General features: G+C 61.7%; 14 protein-coding genes. 10 read left to right on the plus strand and 4 right to left on the minus strand.

What is annotated here, in order from left to right:
* Nucleotides 1-159 precede the first annotated feature (159 nt).
* Nucleotides 160-1,530 (minus strand): class II 3-deoxy-7-phosphoheptulonate synthase, encoded by a 1,371-nt coding sequence (locus O4H53_RS18680; RefSeq protein ID WP_269366194.1) that lies wholly within the window; start codon nt 1,528-1,530, stop codon nt 160-162.
* Nucleotides 1,531-1,733: 203 nt separating this feature from the next.
* On the opposite strand from O4H53_RS18680, the gene O4H53_RS18685 reads away from it, so the two are divergent.
* Complete coding sequence (locus O4H53_RS18685) at nt 1,734-2,738, plus strand: GlxA family transcriptional regulator (protein ID WP_114277121.1); 1,005 nt, start codon at nt 1,734-1,736, stop codon at nt 2,736-2,738.
* A 127-nt stretch (nt 2,739-2,865) separates the two neighbouring features.
* On the opposite strand, the gene O4H53_RS18690 is transcribed toward O4H53_RS18685, so the two are convergent.
* On the minus strand, nt 2,866-3,285 hold the full coding sequence (locus O4H53_RS18690; RefSeq protein WP_269366197.1) for a hypothetical protein: 420 nt from the start codon (nt 3,283-3,285) through the stop codon (nt 2,866-2,868).
* Nucleotides 3,286-3,293: 8 nt separating this feature from the next.
* Complete coding sequence (locus tag O4H53_RS18695) at nt 3,294-4,337, minus strand: PQQ-dependent sugar dehydrogenase (RefSeq protein ID WP_443069618.1); 1,044 nt, start codon at nt 4,335-4,337, stop codon at nt 3,294-3,296.
* Between the two features lie 238 nt (nt 4,338-4,575).
* Here O4H53_RS18695 and O4H53_RS18700 point away from each other — a divergent pair, with 238 nt between their 5' ends.
* The 7 genes from O4H53_RS18700 (at nt 4,576) to O4H53_RS18730 (ending at nt 10,848) form a co-directional block, all read left to right on the plus strand.
* Nucleotides 4,576-5,769, plus strand: a complete 1,194-nt coding sequence (locus tag O4H53_RS18700) for an ABC transporter substrate-binding protein (protein ID WP_269366199.1) — start codon at nt 4,576-4,578, stop codon at nt 5,767-5,769.
* Nucleotides 5,770-5,893: 124 nt separating this feature from the next.
* Nucleotides 5,894-6,676 (plus strand): ABC transporter ATP-binding protein, encoded by a 783-nt coding sequence (locus O4H53_RS18705; RefSeq protein WP_114277118.1) that lies wholly within the window; start codon nt 5,894-5,896, stop codon nt 6,674-6,676.
* The gene (locus O4H53_RS18710) at nt 6,673-7,245 is read left to right on the plus strand and encodes a hypothetical protein (protein ID WP_269366201.1); all 573 of its coding nucleotides are present in this window, start codon (nt 6,673-6,675) and stop codon (nt 7,243-7,245) included. Before O4H53_RS18705 ends, O4H53_RS18710 begins: the two co-directional genes overlap by 4 nt.
* 7 nt (nt 7,246-7,252) lie before the next feature.
* Nucleotides 7,253-8,071 (plus strand): ABC transporter ATP-binding protein, encoded by an 819-nt coding sequence (locus O4H53_RS18715; RefSeq protein ID WP_269366203.1) that lies wholly within the window; start codon nt 7,253-7,255, stop codon nt 8,069-8,071.
* Between the two features lies 1 nt (nt 8,072).
* A complete protein-coding gene (locus tag O4H53_RS18720; protein WP_269366205.1) occupies nt 8,073-8,537 on the plus strand; it encodes a GNAT family N-acetyltransferase in 465 nt (154 codons plus the stop codon).
* On the plus strand, nt 8,537-9,547 hold the full coding sequence (locus tag O4H53_RS18725; protein ID WP_269366208.1) for a branched-chain amino acid ABC transporter permease: 1,011 nt from the start codon (nt 8,537-8,539) through the stop codon (nt 9,545-9,547). Before O4H53_RS18720 ends, O4H53_RS18725 begins: the two co-directional genes overlap by 1 nt.
* The gene (locus O4H53_RS18730) at nt 9,544-10,848 is read left to right on the plus strand and encodes a branched-chain amino acid ABC transporter permease (RefSeq protein ID WP_269366210.1); all 1,305 of its coding nucleotides are present in this window, start codon (nt 9,544-9,546) and stop codon (nt 10,846-10,848) included. The genes O4H53_RS18725 and O4H53_RS18730 overlap by 4 nt, the downstream gene beginning before the upstream one ends.
* A 287-nt stretch (nt 10,849-11,135) precedes the next feature.
* Here the strand turns inward: O4H53_RS18730 and O4H53_RS18735 are convergent, their stop codons facing one another.
* A complete protein-coding gene (locus O4H53_RS18735) occupies nt 11,136-12,707 on the minus strand; it encodes a helicase HerA-like domain-containing protein (RefSeq protein WP_269366212.1) in 1,572 nt (523 codons plus the stop codon).
* A 456-nt stretch (nt 12,708-13,163) separates the two neighbouring features.
* On the opposite strand from O4H53_RS18735, the gene O4H53_RS18740 reads away from it, so the two are divergent.
* Both O4H53_RS18740 and O4H53_RS18745 read left to right on the plus strand, forming a co-directional pair.
* Nucleotides 13,164-13,802, plus strand: coding sequence for an invasion associated locus B family protein (locus tag O4H53_RS18740; protein WP_269366214.1), 639 nt, complete (start codon nt 13,164-13,166; stop codon nt 13,800-13,802).
* Nucleotides 13,803-13,879: 77 nt separating this feature from the next.
* A complete protein-coding gene (locus O4H53_RS18745) occupies nt 13,880-14,338 on the plus strand; it encodes a GNAT family N-acetyltransferase (protein ID WP_269366215.1) in 459 nt (152 codons plus the stop codon).
* Nucleotides 14,339-14,348: the final 10 nt, after the last annotated feature.

The raw sequence follows: 14,348 nt of genomic DNA on the forward strand, positions 1-14,348 counted from the left end.
TGCAGTTCTCACAATCAGGGTCTGATTCCTGCCCTGTTGAAGCAGCAATGTAACCAAAAGCCCGCATTGCCTCTCATCTGACACCCCGGACGACAAACGCCGCCGACCATTGGCCGGCGGCGTTCACATTGAAAGCATGGCCCGGGGCCGCTGCCGCGATCAGATGGCGGCGGCTTCGGACTGGGCAACGCGGCGCGCCGTTAGTTCCTCTGCCACCAGGAAGGCCAGTTCCAGCGACTGGCTGGCGTTCAGGCGCGGATCGCAGGCGGTGTGGTAGCGGTCGCTCAGATCCTCGTCGCTGACCGCACGCACGCCGCCGGTGCATTCCGTGACATCCTGTCCGGTCATCTCGAAATGCACGCCACCGGGAACGGTGCCTTCTGCCTCATGCACGTCAAAGAACTCGCGCACCTCGCGCAGCACCGAGTCGAAGGGCCGTGTCTTGTAGCCGGTCGAGGACTTGATGGTGTTGCCGTGCATCGGGTCGCAGGTCCAAAGCACATTTGCCCCTTCCTGTTCCACTGCGCGGATCAGCTTTGGCAGGTGGTCGCCCACCGACCCTGCCCCGAAACGCGCGATCAGGGTCAGGCGCCCTGCCTCGTTTTCGGGGTTCAGCGTGGCCATCAGCTTTTTCAGGTCATCCGTGGTCATGCTTGGCCCGCACTTCAGGCCAATCGGGTTCTGCACGCCCCGTGCAAATTCCACATGGGCGCCATCGGGCTGACGGGTGCGGTCGCCGATCCAGATCATATGGCCCGAACCTGCCAGCCACTTGCCGGTCAGGCTGTCCTGACGGCACAGCGCCTCTTCATACTCCAGCAGCAGGGATTCGTGGCTTGTATAATATTCAACCGTTTGCAGGGTATGAGCGGTATCCGCCGTGACGCCCGCCGCCGACATGAAATCAAGCGTGTCGGAAATGCGGTTCGCGATCTCGCGGTATTTCGCCGCCTTCTCCCCGTCGGTAAAGCCCAGTGTCCAGCCGTGAACCTGGTGGACATCCGCATAACCCCCGGTCGAAAAAGCCCGGATCAGGTTCAGCGTCGCTGCCGCCTGGGTGTAGGCGCGCAGCATCTTCTCGGGGTTGGGGATCCGCGCCTCGGGCGTGAATTCCAGCTCGTTGATGATATCGCCCCGGTAGCTGGGCAGTTCCACGCCGCCCACAACCTCGGTGGGGGCGGAGCGCGGCTTGGCGAATTGCCCTGCCATGCGGCCCACCTTCACCACAGGCACCTTGGCGCCATAGGTCAGCACAACGGCCATCTGCAGCATCACCTTGAAGGTGTCGCGAATGGCGTCCGAACTGAATTGCTCGAAGCTCTCGGCGCAATCGCCCCCCTGCAGGAGAAAGGCCTCGCCCCGGCTTGCCGCGCCAAGAAGTTTCTTGAGCCGCCTGGCCTCACCGCCAAAGACCAACAATGGATACCGCGCAAGTTGTGCCTCGACCGCGTTCAATGCGGCCTGATCGGGATAATCGGGCATCTGGACTCGCGGTTTGCTGCGCCAGCTTGATTTGCTCCATTGGGTCATGTCATCTCTCCGGTCCCGCGCGCTGTTTGTCAGCGCTATCAAAGACCTTTTCTATACAAAAGGACGCGCGCGGTGGCCAGAACCCAATTTCGACCTCTTGACCCAGATCGAATCCCGTGACCTAAGATTGCGGCAGATTGTGTCGGTATTGTAACGTGACGGCACAAGAGCCGCGCCCACCAACAAGAAAAAGGACGCCCGCGATGTCTCCACAGCGCCCGGCCACCCGCATACCGCCAGAGACCGGAAAGCCACGGCGTTTCGTATTTGTGCTGCTGGATCAGTTCAGCCTGCTGTGTTTCTCCACGGCCATCGAATGCCTGCGCATTGCAAACCGCATGGGCGAGCGGCAGTTGTATTCATGGATCACCATCGGTGAAGGCGGCGTCAGCGCCTGTTGCTCTGCCGGAACCGTGTTCCAGCTGGATGCCGACCTCGATGAGATGGCGCGGGACGACACCATTCTCGTGTGCAGCGGGATCGACGTGCAGGATGCGACCACCAAGAAGGTACTGAGCTGGCTGCGCCGCGAGGCCCGCAAGGGGCTGACCGTGGGCGGGCTCTGTACCGGGGCCTTCACGCTGGCAAAGGCCGGGCTGCTGGACGGCAAGCGCGCAACGATTCACTGGGAAAACCAGGACAGCTTTGCCGAGGAGTTCGAAGAGGTCCAGCTGACCAAATCCGTCTTTGTGGTTGACGGCAACCGGCTGACGACAGCGGGCGGCACCTCCTCCATCGACCTGATGCTGAAACTGATTGCCGACGACCAGGGCGAAGACCTGGCCAATGCGGTGGCCGACCAGCTGATCTATTCCTCGATCCGCACCGACCAGGACACCCAGCGGCTCAGCGTGCCGACCCGCATCGGGGTGCGCCATCCCAAGCTCAGCCAGGTCATCCAGATGATGGAGACCAACATCGAAGAGCCGATCAGCCCATCGGTTCTTGCCCGTGATGTCGGCATGTCCACAAGGCAGCTGGAGCGGCTGTTCCGGCGTTACCTGAACCGCAGTCCGAAACGGTACTACATGGAATTGCGCCTGCAAAAGGCGCGCAACCTGTTGATGCAGACCGACATGAGCGTGATCAACGTGGCACTGGCCTGCGGCTTTGCCTCGCCGTCGCATTTTTCCAAATGCTATCGGGCGCATTACGACACGACCCCCTACCGCGAAAGGGGCAGCCACGCCGCGCGCCTGTCGATCTGACCGCGCGAGGCGGGTGAAAGAGCACGTTTCTTCGCTTCTTTATGCCTGAAGTACATAACCCCGCAGCGCGCCAAATGCGCTGCGGGCGGCGTTCAACGCGACTGCGCCGCGGCCTTGCCCCGCTTTGTCAGAACCGGTCCATGATCGGTTTGCTGCTGGAATTCAGCAGGAAGGTGATGACCGCCAGATCATCCTCGCGCTGGTGCAGCATGGCGTAGAAGAACGCATAGCTGGTGCCGGTCCAATAGATACGGCCTTCCTGCCGGATGCCGCCCCCCAGGTCGATTTCCTTGAACACCGAAACCTTGACAAAATCGCGTGGCCAAGCGCCTTCCAGCTGCCTTTGGTTGGCGGCCAGTTGTTCGGGCGTGAACTCGTCCCGTCCGCCCAGCCGCTGGATCAGCGGAATGAAATCGCGGCGCATCACATGGCGGTCGACAAAGGCGGCATAGGCCTCGTAATCCGCGAACAGGCTGTCGCTTTCCTGCGCATGGGCAGCGGTGGACAGACAGGAAATCAGGCTCAGCAAAATGGCAAACAGACGCATTGTCGCTCTCACTTTTCAGGTGTCATCCGGTAAACCGTACCCCTGCCCACCGAAATAAACCAGATTGCGCCATCAGGCCCCTCAACGATGTCGCGCACGCGCGCGGTTTCGGGCCCCTTGATCTGCGCCACCTCTTGCAGCGGATCGCCGCTGAGCCGGGAAATATAGTCGAACTTGAGCGACCCGACAAAGATGTCGCCGCGCAGATCCGCGTCCAGCGCGCCGGAATAGACCATCAGACCGGAGGGCGCGATGGAGGGGTCCCAGTAATAGGCAGGCTGTTCCATACCCGCCTTGGCCGTGCCTTCGCCGATCTTTGCGCCGGAATAATGCCGCCCGTAGGAGATGACCGGCCAGCCATAGTTCGCCCCCTTGCGCACATGGTTCACCTCATCGCCACCCTTGGCACCGTGTTCGGAGACCCAGAGATCGCCATCAAGGCCGAGGCCGGCCCCCTGCGGATTGCGGTGACCATAGGACCAGATCTCGGGCAAGGCCCCCGCCTGCCCGACAAAGGGGTTGTCATCCGGCACCGACCCGTCACGGTTGATGCGTATGATTGAGCCGTTGTGACGGCTCAGATCCTGTGCCGCCGGCCGGTCGCCCCGTTCGCCGATGGTCATGAAAAGCCTGCCGTCCGCCGCCTCGACGACGCGGCTGCCGAAATGGCGGCCGCCGCTGCTGCCGGGTTTCATGGCAAAAAGCTCGGTCAGGTCTTCCAGCCTTTGCCCGTCATCCGAAAGCCGGGCGGAGGCCAAAGCTGTGCCGCTGCCGCTGCCCTGCTTCCTGGCGTAAGTCAGAAAGATCGTGCGCGACTGGTCGAAGTCCCGCGCAAGGGTGATGTCCAGCAACCCGCCCTGCCCGCCGGTTTCCACCGCCGGCACGCCTGCAACCTCGTGACGGGCGCCGTCGCGCTGCAACAGCAGGCGGCCGTCCTTTTCGGTGATCAGCACCGCGCCATCCGGCATCGGCGCCACCGCCCAGGGGGTGTCCAGATCAGTGACCACAGGTTGAATTGACCAATTTTCCTGTGCCGCAACCGACAAAGGCAAGAGCGCCCCGAAAATCGTCAGATGCAGGAAATTGGTAAAGTTTTTCGGAATCGGCACGGCAAATCCCCTGTTCAGACCGTCATTTTCGGAAAATGTATCTTTCGCGGCGAAATATTCCACCTCGGCCCGGTCAATTCCGCTTGTTTGGCGCTATTCTACTGAGGAAAAACTCCTTTTCTTTTCGCAAGCCTTTGCCTACGTTTCTTGCGAACATCATGTTCCAATAGGGAGAAACCTCATGAAAAAGATGCTCTTGGCCTCAACGGCTGCGGCACTCGTGGCAACAACGGCCTTTGCCGACTCGCATGCAAAGGAAGTGAAACTCGGCATTGAATTCGGCTTTACCGGCCCGATTGAATCGCTGACCGGCCCGATGGCCGCCGGTGCCGAACTGGCGATGAAGGAAGTGACCGACAGCGGCATGCTGCTGGATGGTGCGACCGTGACAAGCGCGCGTGCGGACTCGGGCTGTATCGACAACGGCCTGGCGGTCTCCGGCGGCGAACGTCTGATTGCCGAAGGGATCAACGGGCTGATCGGGGCGGACTGCTCCGGTGTGACCGGCGCTGTGCTTCAGAACGTCGCGATCCCCAACGGCATGGTCATGATCTCGCCCTCCGCGACATCGCCCGGCCTGACCACCATGGAAGACAACGGGTTGTTCTTCCGCACCTCGCCCTCCGATGCGCGTGAAGGTGAAGTGATGGCGGAAATCCTGCAGGAGCGTGGCGTCAAATCCATCGCCCTGACCTATACCAACAACGACTATGGCAAGGGTCTGGCCGATGCGATCGAATCCTCCTTCAAGGCGATCGGCGGCGAAGTGACCATCGTGGCGGCCCATGAAGACGGCAAAGCGGATTATTCCGCCGAAGTCGGCGCGCTGGCCTCTGCCGGTGGCGACCTGCTGGTGGTTGCGGGTTACCTCGATCAGGGTGGTGCGGGCATCATCAAATCCGCACTGGACGCGGGCGCATGGGACACATTCGGTCTGCCCGGCGGCATGATCGGTGAGAACCTGCCCAAGACCATCGGTCCGGATCTGGACGGCTCTTATGGCCAGATCGCCGGTTCGCAGGGCAACGGGATCGAGACATTCACCAAAATGGCGGAAGAAGCCGGTTTTGATGGCACCTCGCCCTATACTCCTGAATCTTATGATGCGGCGGCGCTGTTCCTGCTGGCCATGCAGGCCGCCAATTCGACAGACCCGGCCGCCTACAAGGAAAAAATCCTTGAGGTCGCCAATGCGCCTGGCATCGAAATCTTCCCCGGCGAGCTGGGCAAGGCGCTGGAACTGATCAAGAACGGCGAAGATATCGACTATGTCGGTGCCTCTGCGGTCGAACTGATCGGACCGGGTGAATCTGCCGGGACCTACCGCATGATCGAAGTCAAGAATGGCGTGAACGAAACCATCGGCTACAAGTAAGGCCAGACTGGTTTGACTGGAAACAGGTGCAGCCCGGCGCATATGCCGGGCTGTATCCAAAATATAAGCGCCCGAAACAGGGCCGGATAAGTGCCCGGAACAGGGCCGACATGGGGATGGATTTATGATCGTCGTTGACGACATACATAAACACTTTGGTGGATTTCACGCCGTGGACGGGGCAAGCCTGACCATCGAAGCAGGTTCCATCACCGGGTTGATCGGCCCGAACGGTGCCGGAAAGACCACTCTTTTCAACGTGATCGCAGGCGTTCTTAAACCGACCTCCGGTCGCGTTCACATGGATGGCGAGGACATCACAGGTCTGCCGCCGCATACTTTGTTTCACAAGGGGTTGCTGCGCACCTTCCAGATTGCCCATGAATTTCACTCCATGACCTGCCGCGAGAACCTGATGATGGTGCCCGGTGGCCAAAGCGGTGAAACCCTGTGGAACACCTGGTTCGGCACCAGACGTATCGCCGATGAGGAGCGCGCGCTGAAGGCCAAGGCGGACGAGGTGCTTGAATTCCTGACCATCGAACATCTGGCCGATCAGAAGGCGGGCCAGATCTCGGGCGGACAGAAAAAGCTGCTGGAACTGGGCCGCACCATGATGGTGGATGCCAAGATCGTGTTCCTGGACGAAGTGGGGGCCGGCGTGAACCGGACCCTGCTCAACACCATCGGCGACGCGATCCTGCGCCTGAACAAGGAACGCAACTATACTTTCGTGGTCATCGAACATGACATGGATTTCATCGGCCGCCTCTGCGATCCGGTGATCTGCATGGCGGAGGGCCATGTGCTGGCCCAGGGCACGCTGGACGAGATCAAGGCCAATGAACATGTGATCGAGGCCTATCTGGGGACAGGATTGAAGAACAAGGACAAGGTGGGCGCATGATGCGGTGCGCTCTGGCATGGGCATTGGGCACGGCGCTGGTGGCCCTGCCCCAGGCGGCTGCGGCCTGTGCGCAGCTCAGCCAGGACATCTGGATGTGCGACCGCGGCACCCCCTGGGAAGCCGCTGTCTGGGATCAATACGGCGATGGCGCCACCCTGCTGCTGGATAACTACGTGCTTGATTTCACGCAAGAATGGCCGGGCCACGAGATTACCGACAATCTGGCCACGCTGGAAGAGGTCTATACCACCTATGCCGAATGGGTTGCCGCCGATGCGGAAGTTCCGTCCGAGGTTCTGATCGCTGACAAGCTGACCCTCCCGGATGCCACCGTCCTGCGCCACCTTCAGCGCGATGTCTGGGAGGGAGAGCCCTATCTGCAGGCCGTGATGCTGTCGCAGGTGGGCGCGGCGCGGATCATGCTGTGGCTGCAGGCCCCGAACGAAACATCCGTCGAACAACTCGACGCGGCATCGCGCGACCTCGTGGCGCTGCTGCGGGACAATTGCGCGGATGCGGTGTCCTGCGCCGAAGATTACGCGCCGCCCCAGGCGGCCAGCAAGGAATGAGGCTGATATGAGCGATCCATACGGTGACCGCGGCAACAAGGACGTGTCGATTGCCAACCCCAAGGGGCAAGGCAGCGTGATCCCGAAGCACAAGGGGCAGGCCCATCCCGCCCCCGGTGGCCCTTTCCTGATCGGGGACGGTATGACGGCGGGCTATGGCAATGGCCCTGACATCCTGCATGATTGCACCATTGCGGTGGATCGTGGCGAAATCGCCGTGATCGTCGGCCCCAACGGGGCGGGCAAATCCACCGGCATGAAGGCGGTGTTCGGGATGCTGGACATGCGCAAGGGCCATGTGCGGCTGGATGGTGAGGACATCACCGACCTGTCGCCGCAGGACCGGGTCGCCAAGGGCATGGGCTTTGTCCCGCAGACCTCGAACATCTTCACCTCCATGACGGTGGAGGAAAACCTTGAGATGGGTGCCTTTATCCGCACGGATGATTTCAGCGATACGATGGCGCAGGTCTATGACCTGTTCCCGATCCTCAAGGAAAAGCGCCGTCAGGCGGCGGGTGAGCTTTCCGGCGGCCAGCGCCAGCAGGTCGCCGTGGGCCGCGCACTGATGACCCAGCCCAAGGTGCTGATGCTGGACGAACCCACCGCAGGTGTCAGCCCCATCGTGATGGACGAATTGTTCGACCGGATCATCGAGGTGGCACGCACCGGCATCCCGATCCTGATGGTCGAACAGAATGCCCGCCAGGCGCTTGAGATTGCGGACAAGGGCTATGTTCTGGTGCAGGGGGCGAATGCCTATACCGGCACCGGCAAGGAACTTCTGGCCGACCCGGAAGTCCGCAAGAGCTTTCTGGGGGGCTGAGGTGTCGAAAGAAATAACAATCACTGTCGCTGATCCGGGTATGCCGCAGGCGCGAGAATTGCTGGAAGCGAGCCATGCCCTGATGGAAAGCCTCTTCCCCAGCGAGGCAAATCACTTCCTGTCGGTGGAGAAACTGGCCGCGCCGCATATCGACTTTTTCCTGGCGAAAGACAGCGAAAGCGCGCTGGGGTGCGTGGCGCTGGCCGATTTCCGGGAGTATGGCGAAGTCAAATCCATGTTCGTCGCCGAAAAAGCGCGCGGACGCGGTGTTGCCGAGGCCCTGCTTTCGCATCTGATGGCCGTCGCCCGCGACCGCAAGATACCGACATTGCGGCTGGAGACCGGGCAACCGGGTCTGGAAGCCGCGCACAGGCTGTACGAACGGCACGGGTTCACCGACTGCGCCGCCTTTGGCGCTTACAAGGCTGACGCGCCCTACAGCCGCTACATGGAGCTTTCACTCTGATGGATCTTCTCAACGCACTGATTGCATTCCTGAATTACGTCTTTGTCCCCGGTGTGGCCTATGGCAGCCAGCTGGCACTTGGCGCGCTGGGGGTCACGCTGGTCTATGGCATCCTGCGGTTTTCCAACTTCGCCCATGGCGACACGATGGCAATGGGGGCGATGTCGGCGGTGCTGCTGACTTGGCTGTTCCAGAGCTGGGGCATCTCGTTGGGCCCATTGCCCACGGCCCTGCTCGCCCTGCCCTTTGCCATTGGCCTGACCATCCTGCTGCTTCTGGGCACCGACCGCGTGGTCTATCGCTTTTACCGCGAGAAAAAGGCAAAGCCGGTGATCCTGGTCATCGTCTCGCTTGGGGTGACCTTTATCTACAACGGTATCACCCGGTTCATCATCGGGGCGGATGATCAGAATTTCCTGGATGGCGAACGGTTCATCATCTCGGCCCGCGAATTCAAGAGTGCCACCGGGCTGGACGAGGGGCTGTCCTTCAAGACCACCCAGGGCATCACCATCGTGACCGCGATCATCGTGGTTGCCCTGCTGTTCTGGTTTCTCAACCGGACCCGCGCGGGCAAGTCGATGCGCGCCTATTCCGACAACGAGGATCTGGCGCTGCTGTCGGGCATCAACCCCGAGCGGGTGGTGATGATCACCTGGATGATTGTCGCCGGGCTCGCGACGATTGCCGGGGTGCTTTACGGTCTGGACAAGACGTTCAAACCCTTCACCTATTTCCAGCTTCTGCTGCCGATCTTTGCCAGCGCCATTGTCGGCGGTCTCGGCAACCCCCTGGGGGCCATCGCCGGCGGTTTCGTGATCGCCTTTTCCGAGGTGACGATCACCTATGCCTGGAAGAAGATCCTGGTCTACCTGATGCCAGAGAGCCTTGAGCCTTCGGGCCTCGTGCAACTGCTCAGCACGGATTACAAATTCGCGGTCAGCTTCGTGATCCTGCTGATCGTGCTTCTGTTCAAACCCACCGGACTTTTCAAGGGGCAGTCGGTATGAATGCGACACTGAAAAACACCGCTCTTTTCGGGATTATCGCGCTGTTGATCCTTTACGTGGGTTTCGAGCAAAGCTGGAACTCGGCCCTGTTGATCATCGCCATGGGGCTGATCTCTTCGATCATGGCGCTGGGGGTGAACCTGCAATGGGGTTTTGCGGGGCTGTTCAATGTCGGGATCATGGGGTTTGTCGCTCTGGGCGGGCTGGCGGCGGTGCTGGTCGGCATGCCCCCGACCGAGGGGGCCTTTGCCGCGGGCGGCTTTGGCGTGATCGGGGCGCTGGTGCTGGGGGCCCTGACGATCTTTGCCACGATCCTGGTGATGCGCCGGATGGCGGCGGGATGGCGGCGCAGCCTTGTGGTGATCGTCATTCTCGTCGCCGGGTTCTTCCTGTTCCGGGCGTTGCTGGACCCTTCGGTGGAGCGGATCGAGGCGATCAACCCGGCCGAAACCGGCTATCTGGGCGGGCTCGGCCTGCCGGTGCTACTGGCCTGGCCGGTTGGCGGGCTTTTTGCCGCCGGGGCTGCCTGGATCATCGGCAAGACGGCGCTGGGCCTGCGGTCGGACTATCTGGCCATCGCCACGCTGGGCATCGCGGAAATCATCATTGCCGTGCTCAAGAACGAGGATTGGCTGACCCGCGGGGTCAAGAACGTGATCGGCGTGCCGCGCCCCGTGCCCTACGAGATCGACCTGCAGAACTCGCCTGCATTTGTCGAACGCGCGGCGGGCTTCGGCTTCAACGCGGTGGAGGCCTCGACCCTCTGGGTCAAGGTGCTTTACATCGCGCTGTTCGCAATTGTTCTGGTCGTGCTGATGTGGATGTCGCAACGCGCCCTGCATTCGCCCTGGGGCCGCATGCTGCGCGCCATCCGCGACAATGAAGTCGCGGCAGAGGCGATGGGCAAGGATGTCACGGCGCGGCATTTGCAGGTGTTCATCCTGGGCTCTGCCATCTGCGGGATCGCAGGTGCGATGATGACCACCATGGACAGCCAGCTGACGCCGGGCACCTACCAGCCGCTGCGGTTTACCTTCCTGATCTGGGTGATGGTGATCGTGGGCGGATCGGGCAACAATTTCGGCGCGGTGCTGGGCGGGTTCCTGATCTGGTTCCTCTGGGTGCAGGTGGAGCCGATGGGGTTTTGGCTGATGAACCTCATCACCTCGGGCATGGATCTGCATTCCCCCCTGCGCGCACATCTGCTGGAAAGCGCCTCGCACATGCGCCTGCTGACGATGGGTCTGGTGCTGCTGCTGGTGCTGCGGTTCAGCCCACGCGGGTTGATACCGGAGAAATAGGCCCGCGGCGCTTGCGTATCGGAGTTTTTGAAAACTCCGGTCCGGACTTTTTGAAAAGTCCGGGCTGCTGCGCACCGAAAGCACCGCCCGCGGCTCTGCCCGGCGCGCCTACCGCCCCTTGACGAGACCACCCAGAATACGGCGGCTTGTCGAGGCCTCGGGTTCCTTGATCGACATAGGCCCGCGCTGTTCGCGTATCGGAGTTTTTGAAAACTCCGGACCGGACTTTTTGAAAAGTCCGGGTTGCTGCGCACCGAAAGTACCGTCCACGGCTCTGCCCGGCGCGCCTACCGCCCCTTGAAGAGACCGCCCAGGATGCCGCGCACGATGCGGCGGCCTGTCGTGCCCTTGAGTTCCTTGATGAAGACACTGCCGACAGCGCCGCCGATCTCGCGTGACCAGCTCTTGTCCTGCCCGCGCGGGGCCGGCCGGCTGGCCCCCTTGCCCGCATAGCGCCGCGCATTGTTGAATTCGCGCAAGGCGGGGGGTTCGGCATCCTGTGCCTGTTCCTCGGCCCCTGCGGCATCCGCTTCGGCTCTGGCGGCGTCGGCAGCGGCCTTGTCGGCGCGGGCGCGCAGGATCTCGAAGGCGCTTTCACGGTCCAGTCTGGTGTCGTATTTGCCGGCCATCGGAGATGACGTCATCAGGGCCGCGCGTTCAGCGGGGTCGATTGGCCCGAGCTGTGACGACGGGGGGCGGATCAGCGTGCGTTCGACGATCCCGGGCACCCCCTTCTTTTGCAGCATGGAGGTCACCGCCTCGCCGACACCAACCTCGCGGATCGCCTCTTCGGTGCTGAAGGCGGGGTTGTCGCGATAGGTCTGGGCGGCGAGGCGCAGGTCTTTCTGGTCTTTCGCGGTAAAGGCGCGCAACGCGTGCTGGACGCGATTGCCAAGCTGGCCCAGGATGTCTTCGGGCACGTCAGCCGGGTTCTGGGTGATGAAATAGACCCCAACCCCCTTGGAGCGGATCAGCCGCGCCACCTGTTCGACCTTGTCCACCAATGCCTTTGGCGCATCGTCGAACAGAAGATGCGCCTCGTCGAAGAAGAAGACCAGCCTGGGCTTGTCGGGGTCGCCGACCTCGGGCAGTTCCTCGAACAGTTCCGAAAGCAACCAAAGCAGGAATGTGGCATAGAGTTTCGGCGCGCCCATCAGTTTGTCGGCAGCCAGGATGTTAATCATCCCGCGCCCGTCCTGATCGGTTCGCATCATGTCCTCCAGTGCCAGTGCCGGTTCACCAAAGAAGTCTGCCGCGCCCTGATTTTCCAGCACCAGCAGGCGGCGCTGGATCGTGCCGACAGAAGCGGTGGAGACATTGCCGTAGCGCAGGCTGAGGTCATGGGCGTTCTCGCCGATCCAGACCAGAAGGGCCTGCAGGTCCTTGAGGTCCAGCAGCGGCAAGCCATCCTCGTCCGCGACCCGGAAGGCGATGTTCAGGATACCCTCCTGGGCCTCGCTCAGGCCAAGCAGCTGCGACAGCAGCAGCGGCCCCATTTCCGAGACCGTGGTACGGACCGGATGGCCCTGTTCGCCGTAAAGATCCCAGAAGGTGACCGGAGAGGCGCTATAGCTGTAGTCGGAGAACCCGATCTTTTCGGCGCGGCTGGTAAAGGCCTCGTGCAGCTTGTGCGCGGCAGAACCTGACAGCGCCAGCCCCGACAGGTCGCCTTTGACGTCCGACAGGAAGACCGGCACACCCTGCGCCGAAAACCCTTCGGCGAGAATTTGCAGTGTCACCGTCTTGCCGGTCCCGGTGGCGCCCGCGATCAGCCCGTGGCGGTTGGCATAGCCGATGTTCAGGAATTGCGGGGTGGCGTAATCCGCACCGCCGCCGCCGATAAAGATGTCTTGTGTCACATGGTGCCCCTTGTGGCGCAGCAGCCCTGCCGCCGCCGGAATTTCTCAGCGATGAGCATACAATCTTAACTCCCCTGCGCCATAGTCTTCTTGCCCTGATCATTGTCCTTTTGGTCACGGGCATCCTCCCTGTCAGACTGGCCGCGCCTTCGGGTGCGGCCCTTTTTGCCTTGCGAACAGGTGTCAATACGGACCGGCAAATCTTTGCCGTTTTTCCTGTTGACCCGCGAGCGGCGCTTTCGTAACGTCGCGGCAATAAGTCGGCCCAGTCCGACGGGGAGAGAACTAAGGTGAAAAGAGGACGCCATGCGTCCTCTTTTTGCGTTTCCGGGCCGGGCGGCAACCAGGGCAGATCAGCGGGAATTTGCGTGCGCGGCTTCACTTTTCCTTGCCGGCCCACTGACATTGTTTTTGCTTCATGGTAGAGCGCAGTAACGCAACAATCGTGGATTTGACATGAGTAGATTTCTGACTGCCCTGCCCGTCGCCCTGGCTTTGGCCTGCGCGGCCCCCGCAGTGCTATTTGCACAGACGACAGAAACGCCCCCAGCCACCGAGCAGGAGGCGACACCCGGCACCGGCACGGCCCCCAAGATCGAAGATCAGCTGAGCCTTGGCGAAAATGCCGATGGCGAGCCGGAGATCGGCAAACCCTATACAAAGGAAGTCGTCGGCGCCTGGGAAATGCGCTGCATCAAGGGTGAGGATGGCAGCGAACCCTGCCAGATGTACCAGCTTCTGGATGACGGCCAGGGTGCACCTGTTGCCGAGTTTTCGCTGTTCCGCCTGCCCGATGGTGGCAAGGCCGTAGCCGGGGCAACAATTGTTGTGCCGCTGGAAACCGCCCTGCCCCAGCAATTGACCGTCGCGGTGGATGGCGGCAAGGCGCGGCGCTACCCTTATGCCTTCTGCAACCCGGTGGGATGCTATGTGCGGCTGGGCCTGACGGCCGATGACGTTGCCGCCTTCAAGCGCGGAAAAGAAGCGATCATCACCATCGTGCCGGCGCTGGCCCCCGATCAGCAGGTCAAGCTGACCCTGTCGCTGGATGGATTCACGGCGAGCTTTGACAAGTCATCGGTCATCGACCAGTAAGCGGCTCACAGCACTGGAAAGACATTGGAAAAGGGCTGCCGGGAGGCGGCCCTTTCTGTTGCAGAAGGAGCCATGGTGTGAAGATCAGACAGGCGGAACTCCGGGATGTCCGGCAAATGAGCGATTTCCTGACCCGGTTGCGCGAACTGGGCAAGCGGCGCAACCCCAGCGATGCAGATTTCGTGCGCCGGCACTATCTTGAAGACCCCGACGGGATCCGCTGCTCAGTGGCAGAGGATGCCGATGAGACGGTTCTGGGGTTCCAGTCGCTGAAACTGGCACGCAAGGGAAACATCTATGATGTGACTCCCGGCTGGGGCATCATCGGCACGCACATCCGCCCCGAGGCTGCGCGTCGTGGCGTGGGCCGCGCCCTGTTCAGCGCCACGCTGGAGGCCGCAAAGGCCGCGGGGCTGCAACATATCGACGCCAGCATCGCCGCCGACAACCCGGAAGGGCTGGCATATTACCAGGCCATGGGGTTCGAGACCTACCGCACACCGGACGGGCTGATCTGCAAACGATATTCGCTGTAAGTCCCGGCCT

It is taken from the genome of Sulfitobacter sp. G21635-S1 (assembly GCF_027213915.1).
In the GTDB taxonomy this organism is placed as follows: Bacteria; Pseudomonadota; Alphaproteobacteria; order Rhodobacterales; family Rhodobacteraceae; genus Sulfitobacter.

Coding starts and splice junctions, on each gene's coding strand:
- O4H53_RS18680 (WP_269366194.1), bottom strand. CDS start 1,530: ATGACCCAATGGAGCAAATCAAGCTGGCGCAGCAAACCGCGAGTCCAG.
- O4H53_RS18685 (WP_114277121.1), top strand. CDS start 1,734: ATGTCTCCACAGCGCCCGGCCACCCGCATACCGCCAGAGACCGGAAAG.
- O4H53_RS18725 (WP_269366208.1), top strand. CDS start 8,537: ATGGATCTTCTCAACGCACTGATTGCATTCCTGAATTACGTCTTTGTC.
- O4H53_RS18730 (WP_269366210.1), top strand. CDS start 9,544: ATGAATGCGACACTGAAAAACACCGCTCTTTTCGGGATTATCGCGCTG.
- O4H53_RS18710 (WP_269366201.1), top strand. CDS start 6,673: ATGATGCGGTGCGCTCTGGCATGGGCATTGGGCACGGCGCTGGTGGCC.
- O4H53_RS18700 (WP_269366199.1), top strand. CDS start 4,576: ATGAAAAAGATGCTCTTGGCCTCAACGGCTGCGGCACTCGTGGCAACA.
- O4H53_RS18715 (WP_269366203.1), top strand. CDS start 7,253: ATGAGCGATCCATACGGTGACCGCGGCAACAAGGACGTGTCGATTGCC.
- O4H53_RS18705 (WP_114277118.1), top strand. CDS start 5,894: ATGATCGTCGTTGACGACATACATAAACACTTTGGTGGATTTCACGCC.
- O4H53_RS18740 (WP_269366214.1), top strand. CDS start 13,164: ATGAGTAGATTTCTGACTGCCCTGCCCGTCGCCCTGGCTTTGGCCTGC.
- O4H53_RS18690 (WP_269366197.1), bottom strand. CDS start 3,285: ATGCGTCTGTTTGCCATTTTGCTGAGCCTGATTTCCTGTCTGTCCACC.